Annotated in this window: 9 protein-coding genes; 1 reads left to right on the forward strand and 8 read right to left on the reverse strand. The window is 71.6% G+C overall.

Annotation, left to right across the window (positions count from 1 at the left end; all coding sequences use genetic code 11):
• Nucleotides 1-34 precede the first annotated feature (34 nt).
• From O7605_RS28580 to O7605_RS28605, 6 genes are read right to left on the reverse strand one after another with little or no spacing between them, the layout of a single operon-like run.
• The gene (locus O7605_RS28580) at nt 35-6,574 is read right to left on the reverse strand and encodes a type I polyketide synthase (protein WP_269742064.1); all 6,540 of its coding nucleotides are present in this window, start codon (nt 6,572-6,574) and stop codon (nt 35-37) included.
• 10 nt (nt 6,575-6,584) lie between these two features.
• The gene (locus O7605_RS28585; protein WP_269742065.1) at nt 6,585-11,249 is read right to left on the reverse strand and encodes a type I polyketide synthase; all 4,665 of its coding nucleotides are present in this window, start codon (nt 11,247-11,249) and stop codon (nt 6,585-6,587) included.
• A 43-nt stretch (nt 11,250-11,292) separates the two neighbouring features.
• The gene (locus O7605_RS28590) at nt 11,293-14,337 is read right to left on the reverse strand and encodes a type I polyketide synthase (RefSeq protein WP_269742066.1); all 3,045 of its coding nucleotides are present in this window, start codon (nt 14,335-14,337) and stop codon (nt 11,293-11,295) included.
• Between the two features lie 53 nt (nt 14,338-14,390).
• Nucleotides 14,391-15,119 carry a thioesterase II family protein gene (locus tag O7605_RS28595; RefSeq protein WP_269742067.1) on the reverse strand — a complete coding sequence of 243 codons (729 nt, stop codon included), beginning with the start codon at nt 15,117-15,119 and terminating at the stop codon, nt 14,391-14,393.
• The gene (locus O7605_RS28600) at nt 15,116-16,366 is read right to left on the reverse strand and encodes a cytochrome P450 (RefSeq protein ID WP_269742068.1); all 1,251 of its coding nucleotides are present in this window, start codon (nt 16,364-16,366) and stop codon (nt 15,116-15,118) included. Before O7605_RS28600 ends, O7605_RS28595 begins: the two co-directional genes overlap by 4 nt.
• Nucleotides 16,363-16,653 (reverse strand): acyl carrier protein, encoded by a 291-nt coding sequence (locus O7605_RS28605; protein WP_210823779.1) that lies wholly within the window; start codon nt 16,651-16,653, stop codon nt 16,363-16,365. Before O7605_RS28605 ends, O7605_RS28600 begins: the two co-directional genes overlap by 4 nt.
• A gap of 381 nt (nt 16,654-17,034) precedes the next feature.
• Here O7605_RS28605 and O7605_RS28610 point away from each other — a divergent pair, with 381 nt between their 5' ends.
• Complete coding sequence (locus tag O7605_RS28610; protein ID WP_269742069.1) at nt 17,035-18,555, forward strand: FAD-dependent monooxygenase; 1,521 nt, start codon at nt 17,035-17,037, stop codon at nt 18,553-18,555.
• A 71-nt stretch (nt 18,556-18,626) separates the two neighbouring features.
• Here the strand turns inward: O7605_RS28610 and O7605_RS28615 are convergent, their stop codons facing one another.
• The gene (locus O7605_RS28615) at nt 18,627-19,373 is read right to left on the reverse strand and encodes a thioesterase II family protein (protein ID WP_269742070.1); all 747 of its coding nucleotides are present in this window, start codon (nt 19,371-19,373) and stop codon (nt 18,627-18,629) included.
• A gap of 35 nt (nt 19,374-19,408) precedes the next feature.
• Nucleotides 19,409-23,221, reverse strand: coding sequence for a non-ribosomal peptide synthetase (locus O7605_RS28620; protein ID WP_269742071.1), 3,813 nt, complete (start codon nt 23,219-23,221; stop codon nt 19,409-19,411).
• Nucleotide 23,222 lies beyond the last annotated feature (1 nt).

The raw sequence follows: 23,222 nt of genomic DNA on the forward strand, positions 1-23,222 counted from the left end.
GCTCACGGCCGGACCGTCATTGGCGTCGCTCATGTCAGTTGTTCCTCCCGTCGAGAGCCAGGTCCAGCAGCGCCTCCAGGTCCAGCTCCGCCAGTTCGTCCGGCTCGGCACCGGCCGCCGGACCGTCCGGTTGCACCGGTTGGGCGCAGGCCAGAATCTGTTCGAGAATGCCCAGGTCACGCAGCCGGTCGATGGAGACCGTGCGCAGCGCCTCACGGATCGCCTCGTCACCGGCCTGGACCGCGTCCTCGGCCGGGTCGGACTGCGGCTCCGGACGCAGCAGGTCGTTGAGATGCCGCCCCAACTCGTCCGGCGTCGGATAGCTGAAGACGAGCGTGGAGGGCAGCCGCAGCCCGGTCGCGGACGCCAAGCGGTTGCACAGCTCCACCGAGGTCAGCGAGTCGAACCCGAGCACGGTGAACGGCTGCTCGGCGTCAACCACCGCACCGGCCGGATAGCCGAGCACGACCGCGACCTGTTCGCAGACCCACTCCCGTACGGCCGCCTGCGCCTCGTCGCCGTGCAGCGCCGCCAGCCGGTCGCGCAACCCACGGGAGCCACCGTCGGAGGCCCGGCGGGAGCTGGCGCGTACCGGTCGGCCACTGTCGGCGAGCTCGCGCAGCACCGGCGGCAGTTCGTCGGCGGGTCTGCCGCGCAGCGCCGTGGCGTCCAGTCGGGCCGGGATCAGCACCGGCGTGTCCAGCGCGCACGCCGCGTCGAAGAGGGCCAGCGCCTGGGACGTCGGCAACGGACCGACACCCATCCGCCGCAGCCGGGACAGGTCGGCCTGGTCCAGGTTCTCGGTCATGCCGCTGCTCTGCTCCCACCACCCCCAGCACAGCGAGGTGGCGACGAGGCCGCCGGCTCGGCGCCGTGACGCCAGCCCGTCCAGGAACGCGTTCGCCGCGGCGTAGTTGGCCTGTCCCGCGGTGCCCAGCGTGCCGGCGAGCGCGGAGAACTGGATGAACGCCGACAGGGGCCGATCCCTGGTCAGCTCGTGCAGGTGCACCGCACCGCCGACCTTGGCCCGGAGCACCCGGTCGAGGCTGTCCCGGTTGAGCGACTCGATGGTGCCGTCCGCCAGCGCACCCGCCGCGTGCACGATCGCCGTCAACGGGTACCGGCCGGGCACGGCGGCCAGCAACTCCGCCACGGCCTGCCGGTCGGCCACGTCGCAGGCCACGACCCGGACCGTCGCGCCGGCGCCCTCCAGATCCGCGACCAGCTCCGGCACCCCGGCCGCCGTGCGGCCGCGACGGCTCGCCAGCAGCAGACTGCGTACGCCGTGCTCGGCGACGAGATGCCGGGCCACGAGCGAGCCCACTCCCCCGGTCCCACCGGTGACCAGCACGGTGCCACCGCCCAGGCCGCCGCCCAGGTCGAGGACCAGCTTGCCGACATGGCGGCCCTGGCTCATCTCCCGGAACGTCCGACGCGCGTCCCGGACGTCGCGCACCGAGACCGGGTTCAGCCGCACCCGCCCGTCGGCGAACAGCTCCATGACCTTCTCGAACATGTCCCGGAGCGCGTCCGGACCCGCCTCGTAGAGGTCGAAGGCCGTGTAGTCGACGCCCGGATGCTCGGCGGCCACCTGGCCAGCGTCCCGGATGTCCGTCTTGCCCATCTCGATGAAGGTGCCGCCGCGGGGCAGCAGCCGCAGGGAGGCGTCCACGAAGTCGTGCGCGAGAGAGTTCAGCACGACGTCCAGCCCGCGACCACCCGTGGTGGCCGAGAACTTCGTCGCGAACTCCAGGTCGCGCGACGAGGCCAGGTGTTCGTCGTCGATTCCCAGGGCCCGCAGCGCCGGCCACTTGCCGGGGCTGGCGGTGGCGTAGACCTCGGCCCCGACATACTTCGCCAACTGGACGGCGGCCATACCCACGCCGCCGGCACCGGCGTGGATCAGGATGCGCTGTCCGGCCGCGAGCCTGGTCACCTGGAAGAGGGCGTGGTAGGCGGTCAGGAAGGCGCTCGGCATCGACGCCGCCTCGGCGAAGCTCCACCCGTCGGGGATCGCGGTGACCAGGCGGTGGTCCGCCACGGCCACCGGTGCGAACGCGCCGGGGAAGATGCCCAGCACCCGGTCGCCCGGCGCGAGCCCGGTCACGTCGTCGGCCACCTCGAGCACGACGCCGGCACCCTCACTGCCGAGCCCGGCGTCGAAGGCGGTTCGCTCCACCAGCCCGAGGGCGATGGTGACGTCCCGGAAGTTGAGGCCGGCGGCCTGCACCGCGACCCGCACCTGCCCACTGGTCAGGGGGGCCTGCGCCTGCGGGCCCGGGATCCAGGTCAGGTTCTCCAGGGTGCCGGCGCTGGACATGCCCAGCCGGTGGGCGTCGTCCGGTGGCGGTTCGAGCCGGTGCTCCGCGGGCGTGACCGGAACCATCCGGGGAACGAGATACGCCTCGCCCCGCACCGCCAGTTGTTCGTCGCCCGCGGCGAGCACCGCCGGGAAGCAGGCGCGTGCGGCTGCTTCCTCGTCGACGTCCACGATACGGAACCGTCCGGGGTGCTCCGTCTGGGCGGACCGGATCAGGCCCCACACCGACGCGCCAGGCAGGCTGTCCACCCCGTCGCCGGTGTCCACGGCCGATCGGGTGATCACCACGAGCGTCGTGGCGGCCAGCCGCTCATCGGTCAGGAACCGCTGGACCAGCGTGAGGACGTCGTTGGTCGCGTGGCTCACCTCGGCCACCGGGTCGCCGCCGACGAGCAGGTCGTCCACCCCGATCACGAGGTGTCGTGGCGGACCGGCCTCGACCGCCGCGTCGACGGACTCGTAGCGAGTGACGTCGCCGTCCGCGTCCCCGAGACGGGCCGCCAGGCCGTCCTCGGCACCCAGCACCGCCCACTGCCCGCGGTGGGGTCCCCGTTCGGGCGGCTCCACCGGCCGCCATCGCAGCTCGAACAGCGACTGCTCCGGACTGCCGGCGGCCGAGCGCACCTGCTCCGCGCTGACCCGCCGGAACGTCAACGCGTCGACGTGGGCGACCGCACGGCCGCGCTCGTCGGCGACCGTCACCGAGAAGGCGCCTTCGCCGACCGGGGACAGCCGCACCCGGACCGACGGTCCGCAGTCGCCGGCCAGCCGTACGCCGGACCAGGCGAACGGCATCCAGCCCTGCTCGCCGCGTACCTCGATGGCACCGCCGGCCACCAGGGCGTGCAGCACCGTGTCCAGCAGCGCCGGGTGCAGCGCGAACCCGCCACCCGACGAGGTCGTCGCGGCCTCGGGCAGCGTGGCGGCGGCGCACAGGTCGTCGCCGTCCCGCCACACCTCGGCCAACCCGCGGAACGCCGGACCGTAGTCGAATCCCGCGTCCGCGAGGGAGTCGTACAGCTCCCCCAACTCCAGCCGTCGGGCGGCGGCCGGGGGCCACTGCGTGACGGTCCGGGCGGGCGGCGGCGCGGTGACCGGAGCCAGCCGGCCGATGGCGTGGCGGGTCCACGCCGCTGCCGGCTGGTCGTCGCCGGCACACGAGTAGACGGTCAGACGGCGACGTCCGGTCTCGTCCGGTGCGCCGGCGACCAGCCGCACCCGCACGTCACCGGCGTCCGGAAGAATCAACGGAACCTCCAGGGAGAGTTCCTCGACCGCGGCGCAGCCGACCTGGTCGCCCACCCACAGCGCCAGGTCCAGGTACGCGGTCGCCGGCACCACCACCTGGCCGTACACCGTGTGGTCGACCAGCCACTGGTGGGTCCGCACCGACCACCGGTCGCTGAACATCACCTCGCCGGTGTCGGGATGGTCGACGGCGGCACCGAGCAGCGGATGGTCCGGCGCCGTCAGGCCGGCGGTCGCCACGTCCGCCGTCGTCCCGGCCCGGAAGTCCAGCCAGTAGCGTCGGCGCTGGAACGCGTACGTCGGCAGGTCGACCCACTCGCGGGTACCGAGCAGGTCGGCCCAGCCCACGGCGCCGCCCCGGACGTGCAGCCGCGCCAACGCGTCGGCCAGTCCCGCCGTGGCCTCGCGACCGCGCCGCGCCGACGACACCACCAGCGCGTCGTCGACGTTCGCGGTGGCGAAGGCGTCCGTGGTGATGCTCGCGAGCGTCGAGCCCGGCCCCACCTCGAAGAACACGTCGACGCCGGCGGCGCGGGCCTGCTCCACGGCGGCGTGGAAGCGGACCGGTTCGCGCACGTGGCTCACCCAGTGTTCGACGGAGGTCAGCTCGGCCAGGGTCGCCTCCCGGCCGAGCCGGGTCGACACGATCGGGATCGTCATCGTGCCCGGCGCGAGCTCGTGGATCGCGTCGGCGAACTCGGCCAGGACCGGGTCCATCAGCGGGGAGTGGAACGCGTGGTCGACGTCGAGCAGCTTCGCCGACACACCGCGGGCGAGGAGCCGGTCCCGCAGGTCGTGCACGTCGTCACGGGTACCCGAGGCCACCACCGAGTCCGGGCCGTTCACCGCGGCGATGGTGACGCGGTCGTACCGGTCGAGCAGTTCGCCCACGGTGTGCTCGTCCGCGCGTACCGCCAGCATGGCGCCGCGTTCGCGGACCGTCTGCATGATCCGGCCCCGCGCGGCCACCAGCCTGGTGGCGTCGTCGAGGTTGAGCGCCCCGGAGACGTGCGCGGCGGCGATCTCCCCGACGGAGTGACCGATCAGGAAGTTCGGCCGCGGACCATACCGGGTGACCAGCCGGTACAGGCTGACCTGCAGGGCGAACAGGGCCGGCTGGGCGATGTCCGTCCGGTTGTGGTCCGCGGGCTGCTCGGCCAACAGGATGGGCTTGAGGGCGAACGGGAGGTGCGCGTCGAAGCGCGCGCAGATCTCGTCCAGGCTCCGCGCGAAGTCGGGGAAGGCGTCGTACCACTGCCGCGCCACGCCGCTCCAGCGCGCTCCCTGGCCGGGGAACATGAGGGCGACGCCGCCGATCTCCGTGGCGACGCCACGCACGACTCCCGCCGACTCCTCGCCGTCGGCTGTCGTGGTGAGTCCGGCGAGCAGTTCCTCGCGGGTCTGGCCGAGGACCACCGCCCGATGCTCGAACAACGACCGCGTCGACAACAACGAATGCGCCACATCCGCCACATCCACATCCGGCGCACCCACCACGAAATCCCGCAACCGGGCCGCCTGCGCCCGCAACGCCGACTCCGAACGCCCCGACACCACCCACGGCACCACACCACCGACAACCGGCACCCCACCACCAGCCACCGGCCCCTCCAAAGCCGGCGCCTCCTCCACAATCACATGCGCATTCGTCCCACTGGCGCCGAAGGCCGACACACCCGCCCGCCGCACCCGACCCCCACCACCAACCCACGGCCGCGCCTGCGTCAACAACTCCACCGCACCAACCGACCAGTCCACATGCGACGACGGCCGATCCACATGCAACGTCCGCGGCAACACCCCACACCGCAACGCCATCACCATCTTGATCACACCAGCCACACCCGCCGCAGCCTGCGTATGACCAATATTCGACTTCAACGACCCCAACCACACCGGCACACCAGAATCCCGACCCTGCCCATACGTCGCCAACAACGCCTGCGCCTCAATCGGATCCCCCAACCGCGTACCAGTCCCATGCGCCTCCACCACATCCACATCACCAACACGCAAACCCGCATCCGCCAACGCCGCACGAATCACCCGCTGCTGCGCCAACCCATTCGGCGCCGTCAAACCATTCGACGCACCATCCTGATTAACCGCCGAACCACGAATCACCGCCCACACCCGACGACCATGACGCCGCGCATCCGACAACCGCTCCAAAACCAGAACCCCAGCACCCTCCGAAAAACCCGTACCATCCGCCGCATCCGCGAACGCCTTACACCGCCCATCCACCGACAAACCCCGCTGCCGGGCGAACTCCCGGAACACCTGCGGCGTCGCGGTGACCGTCACGCCGCCGGCCAAAGCGAGGTCACACTCGCCCTGGCGCAGCGAACGCACCGCCTGGTGCACCGTGACCAGCGACGAGGAGCAGGCCGTGTCGGTCGACACCGCCGGACCCTCCAGGCCCAGCACGTACGACACCCGGCCCGACGCCACGCTCGCCAGCGATCCGGTCTGCGCGTACCCGGAGATGACCTCGGGCGTGACGAAGTGGTTCCCGTATCCGAAGTAGGCCAGGCCGGCGAACACACCGGTGCGGCTGCCACGCAACGAGTGCGGGTCGATGCCGGCACGTTCCAGCGACTCCCACGACACCTCCAGCAGGAGCCGCTGCTGCGGGTCGGCGGCCAGCGCCTCGCGTGGGTTGATGCCGAAGAACTCGGCGTCGAAGTCTCCGGCGTCGCTCAGGAAGCCGCCGGTGCGGGTGTAGCAGGTGCCGGGTCGGCCGGCGTTCGGGTCGTACAGCTCGTCGAGGTCCCAGTTCCGGTCGGTGGGGAAGTCAGACATGACATCCGCGCCCGACTCGACAAGGTCCCACAACGCCTCCGGAGTCACCGCGCCGCCCGGGAACCGGCAGGCCAGGCCGACCACCGCGATCGGCTCGCTGGCGGCCTCGGTCAACTCGCGCAACCGCTTGCGCGTCTCCATCAGCTCGATGGACGTCCGACGGAGGTAGTCCAGGACGTCGGCATTGTTGTCGTTGGTCATCGCTCTTCCCCTAGCCGAGCTCGTGGTCCAGCAGCGAGAGCAGCTCTCCCGCCGAGGCCGAACTGATCCGGTCGACGATGCCGACCGGTGCGCCAACGCCCGTCTTCGCCGTCACCCGGCCGCGCAACTCACCCAGCAGCGCGGCGATGCTCGCCTGCTCCTCGGGCCCGAGACCGAGGTACACGTCGTCGAGCTGGTTGCCCAGCGCCTCGATCTCCCTGGTCAGCCGATCGACGACGGAGCCGGTGTCGGTGCCGGCGTCCGGAGCGATCCGGGTGAGCAGGAACTTGGTGAGCGCGCGCGGGTTCGGATGGTCGAAGACCATCGTGGCGGGCAGTTTGCCGCCGACGATCGCCGACAGCTTGTTCCGCAGTTCCAACGCGGTCAGCGAGTCGATGCCCAGTTCCTTGAAGGCCGTGCTGGCACCGGCCGTCTTGACGTCGGAGTGCCCGAGCACCAACGCGGTCTGGGTGCGGACGGCGTCCAGCAGCACCGTCTCCGCCTCGTCCGGCGGCAGCGTGCGGAGGCGCCGCACGAGTGCCGGCTCTGCGGCGGCATCGGCTGCCGGGTCGGTGCCCTCGACCGGCGCCGCGAGCAGACCCCGCAGCAGCGGCGAGGCCAGCCGTTCGCCGTCGGGTGTGTGCGGCGACGGCTGCCCCAGGCGGGCGGGCACCAGCACCGCCCGGTCGTGGTCGAGTGCCGCGTCGAAGAGCGCGAGGCCCTGGTCCGAGGACAACGGCAGCACACCCTGCCGACGCAGCCGAACCAGGTCCGCGTCGCCGAGTTCGGCGACCATCTCACTGCGCTCGGCCCAGAAGCCCCAGCACAGGGAGCTGGCGGGCAGCCCTGCCGCCCGGCGGACCTCCGCCAGACCGTTGAGGAAGGCGTTGGCCGCCGCGTAGTTCGCCTGCCCGGCGGTGCCCAGCACGCTCGCGATCGACGAGAACAGGACGAACGCGGAGAGGTTCAGGTGTCTGGTCAGCTCGTGCAGGTGCCACGCGCCGCGGACCTTCGGCGCCAGCACCGTGTCGATCTGGTCCTCGGTCAAGGTCACCACGACCCCGTCGTCCAGGATCCCGGCACAGTGGATCACCGCCGTCAGTGGGTGGTCGGCCGGCACCGCCGCGATCAGCTCGGCCACCGAGGCCCGGTCGGTGATGTCACAGGCCACCACCTCGACCTCGGCACCCGCCTCGGTCAGCGCCTGGCGTAGACCTGCCGCGGCCGGGGCCGTCGGCCCGCGGCGACTGGTCAGCAGGAGTCGACGGACGCCGTGCCGCCGTACGAGGTGGCGGGCCAGCATGGCGCCCAGTCCACTGGTGCCGCCGGTGATCAACACCGTGCCGGCTCCGAGCATGGCGTCGTCCGGGCGCGACGACGGTCGGCCGGGGTGGTGCGGCGCGGCGCGGTTGCCGTCGGCGTGGGCCAGCCGCGGAGTGCTCAGCACACCGGTCCGGATCTTGATCTGGGTCTCTCCGGTCGCGACGGCCGCCGGGACGAGCTCCCACGACGTGGGTTGGTCGTCGACGTCGACGAGCGTGATCCGGTCCGGGTTCTCGGTCTGCGCGCTCCGCACGAATCCCCAGATCGCGGTCGCGGCTAGATCCGGGGCGACGACCTGCTCGTCCTGGATCGCGTCGCGCGTCACGATGGCCAGCCGGGAGTCGGCGAAGCGGTCGTCGCCGAGCCAGCGCGGCAACCACCGGAGCAGCCGGTGCAGGCGGTCCTCGACGGTCGCCGGTGTGTCGGGGCCCGCCTCGGGCGCACCCGCGACCGAGACGATGACGACCGGGGGTGGGTCGTCGAGGCCGGCGAGGGCGGTCTCGGACGGCTCCAGGACCACGTGCCGCCCGGCCGGCTCGGCGGTGTCGACGGCGCGGGGCAGCCAGTCCACCTGGTACAGCCGGTCGGTCCGCTGGTCCGGTCCGGGCTCGGCGGCACCGTCGTGCGGGGTGTTCAACCAGTACCGCTGTCGTTGGAACGGGTAGGTCGGCAACGGCGTCCACCGACCGTCCCGGTCGGGCAGGGCGGCGTCCCAGGACACCGGCAGGCCCGCCACGAACGCCTCGGCCGCCGACCGGAGCAGGCGATCGAGGCCGCCCTCGTCGCGGCGCAGCGTGCCCACCACCGTGCCGGTGACGTCCGTGCTGTCCAGCGTCTGGGCGATGCCGACGGTCAGCACCGGGTGGGCGGACGCCTCGATGAAGAAGGTGAAGCCCTGGTCGGCGAGGGACCGGGTGGCCTCCTCGAAGCGCACCGTGTGCCGCAGGTTGGTGTACCAGTACCCGGCGTCGAGCCGGGTGGTGTCCAGCCAGTCGGCGGTGACCGTGGAGAAGAACGGCACCTCGGACGGTCGCGGGGTGATTCCCGCCAGCACCCGGGCCAACTCGTCGCGTACGTCGTCCACCTGGGCGGAGTGCGAGGCGTAGTCCACCGGGATCCGCCGGGCCCGCACCCCCTCCGCGTCGCACCGGGCCAGGAGCGCGTCGAGCGCGGCGACCTCACCGGAGACCACGACCGACGACGGCCCGTTGACCGCCGCCACCGACAGCCCTTCGGTCAGGCGGGCCCGTACGGCGTCGACCGGCAGCCCGACCGACACCATCCCGCCGCGACCCGACAGCGCCAGAATCGCCCTCGACCGCAGTGCGACCACCTTGGCCGCGTCCGGCAGGGTCAGGGCGCCGGCGACACAGGCGGCGGCGATCTCGCCCTGCGAGTGGCCGATCACGGCGGCCGGTTCGACGCCCCAGGAGCGCCACGCCTCGGCCAGCGACACCATGACGGCCCACAGCACGGGCTGGATGACGTCCACCCGGTGCAGTGCCTCGGCGTCGTCGAGGACGTCCAGCAGCGACCAGCTCACATGGGGCGACAGTGCGTCGGCGCATTCCTGCATGCGGCGCGCGAAGGCCGGCGACGACACGTACAACTCGCGCCCCATGCCCACCCACTGCGAACCCTGCCCGGGGAAGACGAACACCGTCCGGCCACCCGGCGTCGCCGGTGCGGACGGGCCATCGGTTCCGTCGGCTGTCGTGGTGAGTCCGGCGAGCAGTTCCTCGCGGGTCTGGCCGAGGACCACCGCCCGATGCTCGAACAACGACCGCGTCGACAACAACGAATGCGCCACATCCGCCACATCCACATCCGGCGCACCCGCCACGAAATCCCGCAACCGGGCCGCCTGCGCCCGCAACGCCGACTCCGAACGCCCCGACACCACCCACGGCACCACACCACCGACAACCGGCACCCCACCACCAGCCACCGGCCCCTCCAAAGCCGGCGCCTCCTCCACAATCACATGCGCATTCGTCCCACTGATGCCGAAGGCCGACACACCCGCCCGCCGCACCCGACCCCCACCACCAACCCACGGCCGCGCCTGCGTCAACAACTCCACCGCACCAACCGACCAGTCCACATGCGACGACGGCCGATCCACATGCAACGTCCGCGGCAACACCCCACACCGCAACGCCATCACCATCTTGATCACACCAGCCACACCCGCCGCAGCCTGCGTATGACCAATATTCGACTTCAACGACCCCAACCACACCGGCACACCAGAATCCCGACCCTGCCCATACGTCGCCAACAACGCCTGCGCCTCAATCGGATCCCCCAACCGCGTACCAGTCCCATGCGCCTCCACCACATCCACATCACCAACACGCAAACCCGCATCCGCCAACGCCGCACGAATCACCCGCTGCTGCGCCAACCCATTCGGCGCCGTCAAACCATTCGACGCACCATCCTGATTAACCGCCGAACCACGAATCACCGCCCACACCCGACGACCATGACGCCGCGCATCCGACAACCGCTCCAAAACCAGAACCCCAGCACCCTCCGAAAAACCCGTACCATCCGCCGCATCCGCGAACGCCTTACACCGCCCATCCACCGACAAACCCCGCTGCCGGCCCAACTCGACGAGCACGCCGGGCGTCGGCATCGTGGACACCCCACCGGCCAGCGCGAGCGCGCACTCCCCGGAGCGCAGGGAACGCACCGCCTGGTGGATGGCGGTCAGCGACGACGAGCAGGCGGTGTCGGTCGACACCGCCGGACCCGCCAGGCCCAGCACGTAGGCCACCCGACCCGACGCCACACTGGGGTACGTTCCGGTGAGCGTGTACCCTTGGACCTCGCCGGCGGCGCCGCTACCCATGCGGGGGCCGTAGTCGACGGGGTAGAGGCCGGTGAACACACCGGTGTCGGTGTCACGCAGTCCGGTCGGATCGATACCCGCCCGTTCCAGGGCCTCCCAGGAGATCTCCAGCATCAGCCGTTGCTGCGGGTCCATGGCCAGCGCCTCGCGCGGGCTGATCCCGAAGAACGGCGCGTCGAACCCGGCGAGGTCGGCCAGGAAGCCGCCGGCCCGTGGGTACGTCGTCCCGGCCGCGTCGGGTTCCGGGCCGGACAGCGACGCCAGGTTCCACCCCCGGTCCAACGGCAGGTCGCCCAGGGCGTCCACGCCGCCGGAGACGATGTCCCACAGGTCCTCGGGAGACGCGACGCCGCCCGGGAAGCGACACCCCACGCCCACCACCGCGATCGGCTCGCGAGCGGACTCCTCCAGGTGACGTACCCGGTCGCGCAGCTGCTGCGCGTCACTGACGGCACGTCGCAAGTAGGACCGGAGCTTGTCGAGATCCTCCACCGGGCCCTCCCTAACGTTTACGGTTGGACGAGAACGGACGTGACTACAGGTATCCGCGGTCGATGAGCGCGTACAGCTCGTCGTCGGCGCGGTCGTCGAGCTCCGCCGGCTCGGCCGGCGGGTCCGGCTTCGGCGGTTCGACCAGAGCGAAGAGGTGTGCCGCCAGCGCCTGCGGCGTTGGGTAGGTGAAGGCGACCGTGGCAGAGAGCCGTAGCCCGGTGACCCCGGCCAGCCGGTTGCGGAGTCCGACCACCATGGCGGAGTCGAAGCCGAGGTCGCGGAAGGTCTGTGCCGACCGCGCCGTGAGTACGGCCGGGGTCAGGCCCGGTTTCGTCGTGCTCAGCATCGCCGCCGCCTCGGCGCACACCAGGCCCAGGGCGGACGCCTCGCTGTCCGGGCGGACGCCGTCGGCCGGTGCCGGAGCACCGGGCGACGTGGCGGCGTCGTCGGCGGTCAGCCAGTACCGCTGCCGCTGGAACGGATAGGTCGGTAGGCCGATCCGGCGGGCGGGCCGGAGGCCGCAGGCCGCGCTCCAATCGACGGGCAGGCCCCGCACGTGCAGCTCGGCCAGCGAGCCGTACACCTTGAGCAGGCCGGCGTCGTCCCGGTGCAGGGTGTTGACCAGCACCGGAGAGGCGGCCAGCGCGTCAGCGGTCTCGGCCATCGCCAGCTGGAGCACCGGATGCGGGCTGACCTCCACGAACACGGTCCCGGGCACCGCCATCAGCTGCTCGACGACCTCGCCGAACCGGACCATCGAGCGCAGGTTGGCGTACCAGTGGGCGCTGTCCAGCCCTCGGGTGTCGAACGGGCCGCCGGTGACGGTCGAGTAGAACCTGACCGCCGACTCCCGGGACGTGACGTCCGCGATGGCGTCGAGCAACGTCTCCCGGAGGGGTTCGAGGTAGTGGGAGTGGCCGGCCAGGTCGACCTTGACCCGGCGTACCCGGACGCCCTCGGCGCCGGCCAGCTCGGCGAACTCGTCGAGGGCCGGCACCTCGCCGGAGATCACGACGGAGCTGGGCCCGTTGACCGCGGCGACCGACAGCCGCCCGGACCACCGCGCCAGCCGGTCCCGGACCCAGTCCGGCGACGCGGCCACCGCGGTCATCCCACCGCAGCCGGTCAGCTCGGCCATGGCCTGGCTGCGCACGCTGACGATCCGTGCGGCGTCGTCGAGCGAGATCGCCCCGCAGTCGTACGCCGCGGCGATCTCGCCCTGCGAATGCCCCACCACCGCGTCGGGCACCACGCCGAGCGAGCGCCACACCCGCGCCAGCGACACCATCATCGCGAACAGCGCCGGCTGGATGACGTCGATCCGGTCCAGCGAGGCCGCCGATTCGGCGCCGGTCACCACGTCCACCAGGGACCAGTCGAGCCACAGCTGGAAGGCCCGGGCGCAGTCGTCGATGGCACCGGCGAAGACCTCGGACTCCGCGTACAGCTGCCGGCCCATGCCCTGCCACTGGGATCCCTGGCCGGGGAAGACGAAGACGGTGGGGCCGACCGGCCCGTCGACCACCCCGCGGACCGCCCGGGCGGCGCTCTGCCCGCCGGCCACCAGGTCGAGACCGGCCAGCGCCGCCTCGCGTCCGTCACCGAGCACCACCGCCCGGTGCGCGAACGTGGTCCGCGTCGCCACGAGCGAGTACGCCACGTCGGCCGCCGACAGCGAGGTGTCCGCGGCGACGAACTCGCGCAGCCGGGCCGCCTGCGCCCGGAGCGCCTCCGGCGACCGGGCCGAGAGCACCCACGGCAGCACCCCGGCGGTCTGCGCGGCGGTGGGAGTGTCCGGTTGCCCGGGCGCCTGTTCGAGGATCACGTGTGCGGTGGTGCCACCCATGCCGAACGCCGACACCCCGGCCCGGCGGGGCCGGCCGGGCTGCCCCGGCCAGGGCTGGGCGGCGCGGGCGACCTCGAAGTCCCGCCCGAAGTCGGCGACGGCGGGGTTCGGCGACCGGAAGTTCAGGCTCGGGACCAGTTGCCCGCGGTCCAGGCAGAGCGCCGTCTTGACGAAGCCGACGATCCCCGCGGCCGGTTCCAGGTGGCCCACGTTGGTCTTCACCGACCCGACGGCCAGCGGGCGGGTGCGGCCGGTCTGCCGGAAGACCTCGCGCAGGCCGGCGAGTTCGGCCGGGTCACCGAGCCGGGTGCCGGTACCGTGCGCCTCGACGTAGTCGACGTCGCCGAAGTCGACGGCGGCACGCTCCAGCGCGGTGCGGGTGGCCGCGGCCTGGCCGCTGGGGCTGGGGTCCGGCATCCGGCTGGACGCTCCGCCGCTGGCGACACCCCAGCCCCGGACCACCGCGTAGATGTGGTCGCCGTCGGCGACGGCGAGGTCCAACCGCTTGAGCACGACGATCGCCCCGCCTTCGCCGCGGACGAAACCGTTGGCCCGCTCGTCGAAGGTGAAGCAGCGGCCGTCGGGCGACAACGCGCCCAGATTGGCCAGGCTGATGCCCGCCTCAGGATCGGTGATCAGGTGTACGCCGCCGGCGATGGCCAGCTCGACCGCGCCGCTGCGGATCCGGTCGCAGGCCAACGCCAGCGCCACCAGCGAGGAGGACTGGCCGGAGTCCGCGCAGAAGCTCATGCCCCGGACGTCGAGGAGGCTGGAGATCCGGTTCGCGATCAACGCACCACTCGACCCGAGCGCGGCGTAGTGGTCGTCCCGGTCGCTGCCGGACAGCTTGCGGAGCAGGTCGTACCCGGAGGGCGCGGTGCTCACCACGACGTCGACCTCGCGGCCGGCGAGCGCGGTCGCCGGGATGCGGGCGTCCTCGACCGCCTCCCAGGCCAGCTCCAGCCCCAGCCGCTGGGTGGGGTCCATGGCCGCCGCCTCCGCGCCGCCGGTGCCGAAGAAGGCCGCGTCGAATCCGTCGATGGCGTCGAGGAACGACCCGGTCGTCAGGGTCGCGGCGTCCGGGTGGGACGAGACCGTCGAACCGGTCAGCCGGTGTTCCGGGAACGTCGCGACGGTCGACTCGCCGTTGACCAGCAGACGCCAGAACTCCGTCAAGCCGGGCACGCCGGGAAAGCGGCACGACATCCCGATCACCGCGATGTCCGCTCCTGCCCTAACCATGCGATTTCCTTCCGCTCCGCACGGCGGACGACTCTCGTCGCGCCGTGCCGCCGTCACCGCCAGGTGGTCAACAGATCTCGAAGTTCGTCGGGCGCGTCCATGAAGTCGTAGTGACCGCCGGCGACGACCCGGAACTGCACCGAGTCGGAGTAGTGGCGCCATCCGGCCAGCTCGTCGAGGCTCACCTCGGGGTCGTCCCGCCAGTGCACGACGACGATCGGGCAGGCCAGCCGGACCGGCTCCGCCCGCCGGTACCGCGCGGCGGCGGCATGGTCGTCGAGCAGCACCGACAGACCCATGTCGATCATGTCCGGCCGGGGGTCGATGCCCCGCCCACGCAGGAACGCCTCCACCTCCCGGCGCAGCTCCGGCTCGCTCATCGCGAGCATCCGGTCGCGCGACGCGTCGTGCGGGGCCGGCTGGCCCGACACGAAGAGGCACTCCGGGCCGGGCAGGCCACGTGCGGCCAGCCGAACCACGGCCTCGAAGGCCGGCAGGGCGCCGGCACAGTGGCCGAACAGCGCGAACGGGCGGTCGAGCGTCGGTGACAGCGCGTCGACGAGGCCGTCGGCGAGGTTCTCGTAGGTGCCGTAGTGCGGATGGGCCAGCCGGTTCTCCCGGCCGGGGAACTGCACCGGGCAGATCTCGGCGTCGCCGAGCGTGGCGGGCCAACCGTTGAAGGCCGAGGCCCCGGCCCCGGAGAAGGGCAGGCAGAAGATCCGGGACGGATGCGCGGTGGACGGTTGCCGGATGAACCACGGCGAGACGGTGCTGACGGTCATGATGTCGGCCGTTTCTGGGCGACGATGGGCAGGTGGGTCATCCCGGCGATGAAGTACGACCGCAGGTGCTGCGGCTCACCGGCTAGTTCGATGGCGCCGAACCGGTCGAGCAGCTCCTCGAAGAAGATCCGCAGCGTCATCCGGGCCAGCGGCGCGCCGATGCAGAAGTGCGGGCCGAAGCCGAACGCGACCTGACGCTTCGCGCCGACGCGGTTGATGTCGAACACATGCGGATCGGGAAACTGCAGCTCGTCCCGGTTGGCCGAACCGATCCAGGCGACGACCGCGGCGCGCGCCGGGATGGTGCCGCCGCCGATCTGGACGTCGTCCACCGCGTACCGCATGAAGTTGCACGCCGCGGACGTCCAGCGCAGTCCCTCCTCCACCAGGTTCGGGATCAGCGACGGGTCGGCCTGTGCCCGGGCGAACTGCTCCGGCCGCTCGATCAGCGCCTCGACCGTGCCGGACACGGTGTGCGGTGTGGTCACGTTGGCGCCGAGCAGGATGCTGTAGCCGTCGAGGGCGATCTCCTCGTCGGTCAGCGGCGTGCCCTCCACGCTGAGGTTCATCAGGTGGTCGAGCAGACTGCCGTCGTCGCCACCGCCCGCCCGCCGCCGCCGTACCCACTCGGTGACGTAGGTGATGAGTTCGTGGTGGGCGATCGCCAGGGTCGCGGCCTCGCTGCCGTGCTGGAAGTGCGGGTCGGCGGGAGCCGTCACCATCGCGGTCAGCTCCACCAGCTCCTGCCAGTCCCGCTCGGGGATGCCGAGCAGGGGGCCGGTGACCAACGCCGGCAGCAGCAGCGCCCGGTCGGCCAGGTCGAAGACCTCCCCGTCGAGCGCCGGCTCGAGGAACTCCACCACGGTGGTGCGGATGGTCTCGGCCCAGGGCGCCACCGCCCGCGCGGTGAGTTTGGCGCCGATGGCGCGGCGTACCCGGGTGTGGCGCGGCGGGTCGGTCGAGGTCAGCAGCCTGCCCGCGGCCGGGTCGTCGGTGCCCAGGTGGGTGGGGACCGTGCCCCGCTCGGAGGTGAACTCACGGTGGTCGCCGAGCACCCGGCAGACGTCCTCGTACCGGGTCACCGACCAGAACTCCCGACCGTCGGGCAGGACCTGGTGGTGCAGCGGCGCCTTGGCCCGCATCACGTCCCAGACGGGATGCGGGTCGCCGTGGGAGTAGAGGTCCAGGTCGAACAGATCGACGGTGTCCAGGTCGATGTCGCGGGCGGGACCCGGGGTGAGCCTCACGTCCCGGCCCTGCCCTGTGCGATCAGCTCGGCGACCCGGGCCGGTGTCTGCGCCAGGTAGAAGGCCCGGACGGACAGCCGTACGCCGTAGTCATCGGCCATCCGGTCGATGATCTTGATACCGGCCAGCGAGGTGCCACCGAGCGCGAAGAAGTCGTCGTCCTCCTTGGCCTCGGCGCCGAGATACTCCGACCACAGGTCCGCGATGGCCTGCGCCTGCGGGACGGGTCGCGCCACGGCTGCGCCGCCGCCACCATTCTGGTGGTCCGTCCGTGGTGACGATTCCATTCTTCAGCTCCCTTTGGTCCGCCGGTCGGGATTGTCTTTCCGATCCTTTTCGGCCCGATTCGGGCCGGCACCGCCGACACCACCATGCGGCGTGCGGAAAGTGCCACTGACGGAAGTCGCCTCATGCGACGAGGCAATTCCTTGGTGGCCGGTTCGAGTGTGGCGCGATTCTTCGTACGGGAACACCGGTAAAGGCGAATACAGGGGTTCACCGGGGGTGCGGTCGAGGTGACCAACGCGTAGCCGTCCCGCTGGCGGGACAGTACAAGGTGGACCGAACGCGGGCCGCCCCGGCGCCGCCGCCGGTTGCCTCACGGCCGTCGGCGGGTGACCGTGACGGTAATTCGACGACACATGGCGCAGGGACGTGAGGGGAACGACGTGGAAGACAGCGGTGTGGATGCGGACGTGGTGATCGCCGGTGCCGGACCCACCGGTCTGATGCTGGCCTGCGAACTCCGCCTGGCGGGTGTCGATGTGCTGGTGGTGGAGCGGCTCGCGCAGCCGACGGGCGAGTCGCGGGCCGGCGGAATGCACTCGCGCACCCTGGAGGTGCTGGACCAGCGTGGGATCCTGGATCGCTTCACGGACATCGGCGTTCCGCAACCCGTAGGCCATTTCTCCGGTCTTTATCTGGAGTTCGACGAGGCGGAGTCGCGGCACCCCTATCCGTTGATGATCCTGCAGACCGACATCGAACGGCTGCTCGAGGAATGGGCCGTCGCGCTGGGTGTGCGTATCCAACGGTCGTCCGAGGTGACCGGAATCAGCCAGGACGGTGCCGGGGTGACCGTCGAACTGGGCACCGCGCCGGGACCGACGCGTACGCTGCGCGCCCGCTATCTGGTGGGCTGCGACGGCGGACGCAGCGCCGTACGCAAACTGTCGGGCATCGACTTCGTGGGCACGTCGGCGACGATGACGGCGCTGATCGGCGACGTCGAGCTTCCGGAGCTGACCGAGGACTACATCTGGGTGCGCCGCTGCCCCACCGGCGACTACTCGGTGATCGCCTTCGAGCCGGGCTGGTACCGGGTCATCGCCTCCGAGTACGACCGCGTCGTCGACCGCGACGAGCCGGTGACGTTCGAGCAGCTCCGCGAGTCGCTGCTCAGGCTCGCCGGCACCGACTTCGGGATGCGCAACCCGCGGTGGGTCTCCCGGTTCAGCGACGCCGCGCGCCAGGCCGACCGCTACCGGGCCGGTCGGGTGCTGCTGGCCGGCGACGCCGCGCACATCCACTTCCCGGCCGGCGGGCAGGGGCTGAACCTGGGCGTGCAGGACGCGGTCAATCTCGGGTGGAAGCTCGCCGCGGTGGTCAACGGCCAGGCCCCGGAGAGCCTGCTGGACACCTACCACCACGAGCGCCACCCGGTCGGCGAGCGCGTGCTGCACAACACCCGGGCGCAGTCGGCGCTGGCCCGCCCCGGCCCGCACACGGAGGCGCTGCGCGACGTCTTCGGCGAACTGCTGCAGTTCGACGACGTCAACCGGCAGCTGTGCGGCAAGCTGACCGCGCTGAACCTCCGCTACCCGGTCGACGGCGATCACCCGCTGGCCGGCCGTCGGGTTCCCGACGTCGACCTCAAGACGGCCGGTGGCGCCACCCGGATGTACGAGTTGCTGCACGCCGCCCGACCGGTGCTCGTCGATCTGCACGGCAGCACCGAGGTCGCCGCAGCGGCCGACGGCTGGGCCGATCGGGTCGACCTGGTCGAGGCGACGAGCGGGGACGACCACTGGATCGTCCCGGACCTCGACGAGCTGCCCGCACCGGCCGCGCTGCTCGTCCGCCCGGACGGTCACGTCGCCTGGGCGGCCTCCGCCGACGAGCCGCTGGACACCGCGGCGCTGCGGGCCGCCCTCGCCACCTGGTTCGGTCCGGTGCGACCTGGTCGATGACGAGGCACCCGACATCGGTACAGGGCCCCGAGCGTCGCTCGGGGCCCTGTCGTTCGTCGGTCGCGTTCGCCTCAGACCGGTGCCGGGCTCCTGCCGGTGCTGACCTGCTCGATGACGTCGAGCACCTCCCGACCCTGATCCACCAGGTACATGTGGTCGCCGGGAAACTCCACGTAGCTGAACTCGCCGGTGGTCGCCGTCTGCCACTGCCGGGCCTCGGCGGCGGTCACCAGACCGTCGGAGTCACCGCGCAGCGAGCAGATCGGCACCGCTACCGGCCCGTCGAAGCTCGGCAGGTAGGCCTCGTGCATCTCGCAGTCGGCCTGCAAGGCGGGAAGGATCAGCTCCCGCATCTCCGGATGGTCGAGCGCCTCGTGCCGGAAGCCGGCGAACTCCTCGACCCGGGCGAGGAACTCCTCGTCCGGTAGCCCGGCCGCCCGCCGCTCGCGCTGCGTCCACGGCCCCGGTGAACCGCTGACGATCAGCCGCTCCACCACGACGCCCCGGCTGCTCAGCAGGGGCACCAGCTCGTACGCGAGCACCGCGCCCAGGCTGTGTCCGAACAGCACGGTCCGGGTACCGGCGCCGAGGTCGGCGGCGATGGTGTCGACCTCGGTCCGGGCCGCTTCCACCACGTTGCGGTACGGCTCCTCCAGGAATCGCCGTTCCCGGCCCGGCAGCTCCACGGAGGTGACGCGCCACCGGCCGGCCGCCAGCTCGCGCCACGGGTGGAAGAAGGAAGCACCCGCTCCCGCGAACGGCACGCACAACAGCGTGCCGCGTTCCCGCGCCTCATCGGTCGCGCCCTGCCCTGTCATCTCAGATCAGCTCCTGTCCTTCGCCGGTTGTCGGTTCACTGCGCCGCGAGCTTGCGGTTGATGACCTCGAAGATCTCGGCCACCGGGCCGGGCAGGTTCATCTCGTGGTGCGTGGCGTGCACGTCGTACTCCTCGATGGCGCCGAGGACGTACGGCCGCCACAGGTTCGCGTACAGGTCGTCCTTGAGCACCGCGTTGAAGAACAGCACGTCACCGTCGTAGACCGGCGACTCGAACGTCATCATGAGCTGGGAGTTGTTGGCCAGTACCCGGGCCATGACGTCGATGGAGTCCTGCTGGTTGTCGGTGCCGATGTACTGACCGAAGAAGTCCTCCAGCTCGTCCCGGTAGTCCTCGACGGTCTTGTTGGCGTGGATCTCGGTCCAGCCGTGCCCGCCGGGCTGCGAGTCGAGGATGGCCGTCAGGGCGATCTCGTGCCCGCGCCGGGCGAGGCCGGCCGCGACGGCCTGGGCCACGGTGCCACCGTAGGACCAGCCGATCAGGTGGAACGGACCGTCCGGCTGGATCTTCAGCATCTCCTCGATGTAGCCGTCGACCATCTCCTCGACCGACGACACCAGCTCACCCACGCCGTTGTAGCCGCGCGACTGCAGGGCGTACGCCGGCCGGTCCGGCACGTGCACCACGAAGCTGAAGTACGCCCAGCCCAGCCCGCCTCCCCCGTGGAAGAACCACAGCGGCGGCTTGCCCGTGCCGGGGTCGATGTTGAGCGGCAGCACCACGCCGAGCGGGTCGGCGATCTCCCCGGCGGGCTGACCGATCAGCAGCAGCGACGCCAGCTCGGCCACGGTGGGGAACTTGATGATCGTACGGAGTGGGAACTCGATGCCGAACTCCTTGCGGATGCGCACGCTGAGCCGGGTGGCCAGCAGCGAGTGCCCGCCGAGGGCGAAGAAGTCCTCGTCCACCCCGACGGTCTCCCGGCCGAGCAGCTCGCCGAAGATCGCGCACAGCCGCTGCTCCTGCGAGGTGCGTGCCTGTCGACCGGTCGCCTTGCTGGTGTCCTCCTCGGGCAGCGCCCGACGGTCGAGCTTGCCGTTCGGCGTGAGCGGCAACTCGGCGAGGGGAATCACCGTGGCCGGCACCATGTAGTCCGGCAGGCGTCCGCGCAGGTACGTGGTGAGTTCGGTGCGGAGCTGGTCAGCCGCGACACCTCCGGTGGGCGCCGGCACCACGTAGCTCACGATGCTCTTGTCGCCCTGCTGGTTCTCGCGCACCACGACCGCGGCTTGCGCCACGCCGGGGTGCCCGGCCAGCACGTGCTCAATCTCCCCCAGCTCGATCCGGAAGCCCCGGACCTTCACCTGGAAGTCGGTGCGCGCGATGTACTCCAGCTGACCGGCCCGGTTCCACCGCGCCAGGTCTCCGGTCCGGTAGATGCGCGATCCGGCCGGCCCGAACGGGTTGGGCACGAACCGTTCGGCGGTCAGGTCCGGTCGGCCCTGGTAGCCACGGGCCAGGCCGTCGCCGGCGAGGTACACCTCCCCGGCGACGCCGCGCGGCACCGGGCAGAAGCGTGCGTCGAGCAGGTACACCTGGGTGTTGCCGATCGGGGTGCCGATCGCCACCGGCGCTCCCGGAGTCAGCGGCGCCATGGTCGACCAGGTCGTCGTCTCCGACGGGCCGTACCAGTTGCCCACCTCGGTGGCCTGCGCGGCCAGCGTCTCGGCGAGGCGGGCGGGCACCGCCTCCGCCCCGGTCATGATGCGCAGCCCCCGCGCGGCGTCCGGGTCGTGGGCGAGCAGCATCTGCCAGAAACCCGGCGTGGCCTGCACCACGCTGACCTCGTTGCGGCGGATGTACGCCAGCACCGCCGCCGGATCGGTGACGGTCTCCTTGGCCGCCATCACCATCGTCGCGCCGGTGACGAACGGCAGGTACAGCTCGGTGTTCGCCATGTCGAAGGAGACCGTCGTGCTGAACAGCATCCGCTCCCCCGGCGACAGCGGGAACCGCCGCTGGACGGAGGCCAGGAAGTTCGCGACCGCACCGCGCGGGATCGTCACCCCCTTCGGCGCGCCGGTGGAACCCGACGTGTAGATCACGTACTGGGTGTTCGCCGGGTGCGCGACCACCGCCGGCGGCAGGTCCGGACAGCCCGAGCAGTCGGCGCCGGCGAGCGTGTCGTCGTCGAGCACCAGCACCGGCTTCGCCTGGGCCAGGATGTGGTCGATGCGGGAGCGCGGGTGCTCCGGGTCCAGCGGTACGTAGGCGCCGCCGGCCTTGAGCACCGCCAGCAGCGCCACCATCAGGTTCACCGTCCGGGGCAGGCACACGGCGACCAGCGACTCGGCCCGCACGCCGCGCTCGACCAACCAGTGCGCCAGCCGGTTCGACCGGACGTCCAGTTCCTGGTAGGTGATCGAGTCGTCCTCGGTGAGCACGGCGAGTGCCTGGGGTGACTCCTGGACCCGGCGGCGCACCGCCGCCAGCAGCCCGCCCTCCAAAGTCGGCTCGGCGGTGTCGTTCATCTCCACCAGCAGTCGCTCGCGCTCGGCCGCGCTGAGCACGTCGACGTCGCCGACGCACCGGGTCGGGTCGGCGACCACCTGCTCCAGGACGCGGACGAACCGTTCGGCCATGGCCTCGACGGTGTCCCGGTCGAACAGCCTGGTCCCGTACTGGATGTCGCCGTAGAGCACCCCCGCCACGTCGTCCAGGGTCATGCTGAAGAAGAGATCGACCATGGCCTTCGTGGTGAGGGCCTGCTGGAACTCGGCCGTGAGCCCCGGGAAGTCGAGCACCGGCTTGGCGAAGTTCTGCCAGCCGCACATCACCTGGAACATCGGCCGGTACTTGGCGGAACGGTCCGGATTGATCTCCTCGACCAGCACGTCGAACGGCACGTCCTGGTGCTCGTACGCGGTGAGCGCCTTGTTGCGTACCTGGGCGAGCAGGTCCAGGAAGGTCGGATTGCCGGACAGGTCGACGCGCAGCACCAGGTTGTTGACGAAGCAGCCGACCAGGTCGGCCAGCGCCTCGTCGGTCCGCCCGGCGATCGGGGACCCGATCGGCACGTCCTCGCCGCCGCCGAGCTTGCTCAACAGCACCGCCAGCGCGGCCTGCACGATCATCGACATGGTCATGCCACGCTCGGCGGCGAGGCGTTCCAGCCCGGCGGTGACGGCGGGCCGCACCACGAAGGCCACGGCGTCACCGTCGGTGCTCAGGTCCGCCGTCCGTGGATGATCCAGCGGCAGGTTCAGCGGCTGGGGTACGCCGGTGAGTTCCTTGCGCCAGTACTCCAGCTGCGCCGCGGCGAGGCTGTTCGGATCCTTCAGGTCACCGAGCACCTCCCGCTGCCACAGCGTGAAGTCCTTGTACTGCACGGGCAGCGGCTCGAACGCCGGGGCTCGGCCGGCCCGCCGGGCGCCGTAGGCCGTGGCCAGGTCCCGGGCCAGCGGGAAACTGGAGCTGCCGTCGGTGGCGATGTGGTGGATGGCCAGGACGAGGACGTGCTCGCGGGGCGAGGAGCGGATCAGGCTGGTCCGGAACGGAACCTCGGTCGCCAGGTCGAAGGTGTGCGCGACCGCGCGGTCGACCGCGCCGGACACCTCCTCCGGTGGCACCTCCAGCACCGGCGTCTCCACCCGGGCCAGTGCCTCCGCCACCGGCAGGATCCGCTGGTACGGCTCACCCTGGTCGTCCACCACGTAGGTGGTGCGCAGGATCTCGTGCCGCTCGACCACGTCCCTGATCGCCGCGTCCATCGCGGACAGGTCCAGGTCCCCGGTCAGCCGCAGGGCCGCCGACATGTTCCAGGTCTCGCCACCCTCCAGTTGGTGCAGGTACCAGTAGCGGCGCTGGGCGAAGGACAACGGAATCATG

It is taken from the genome of Verrucosispora sp. WMMA2121, assembly GCF_027460185.1.
Lineage (GTDB): Bacteria > Actinomycetota > Actinomycetes > Mycobacteriales > Micromonosporaceae > Micromonospora > Micromonospora palythoicola.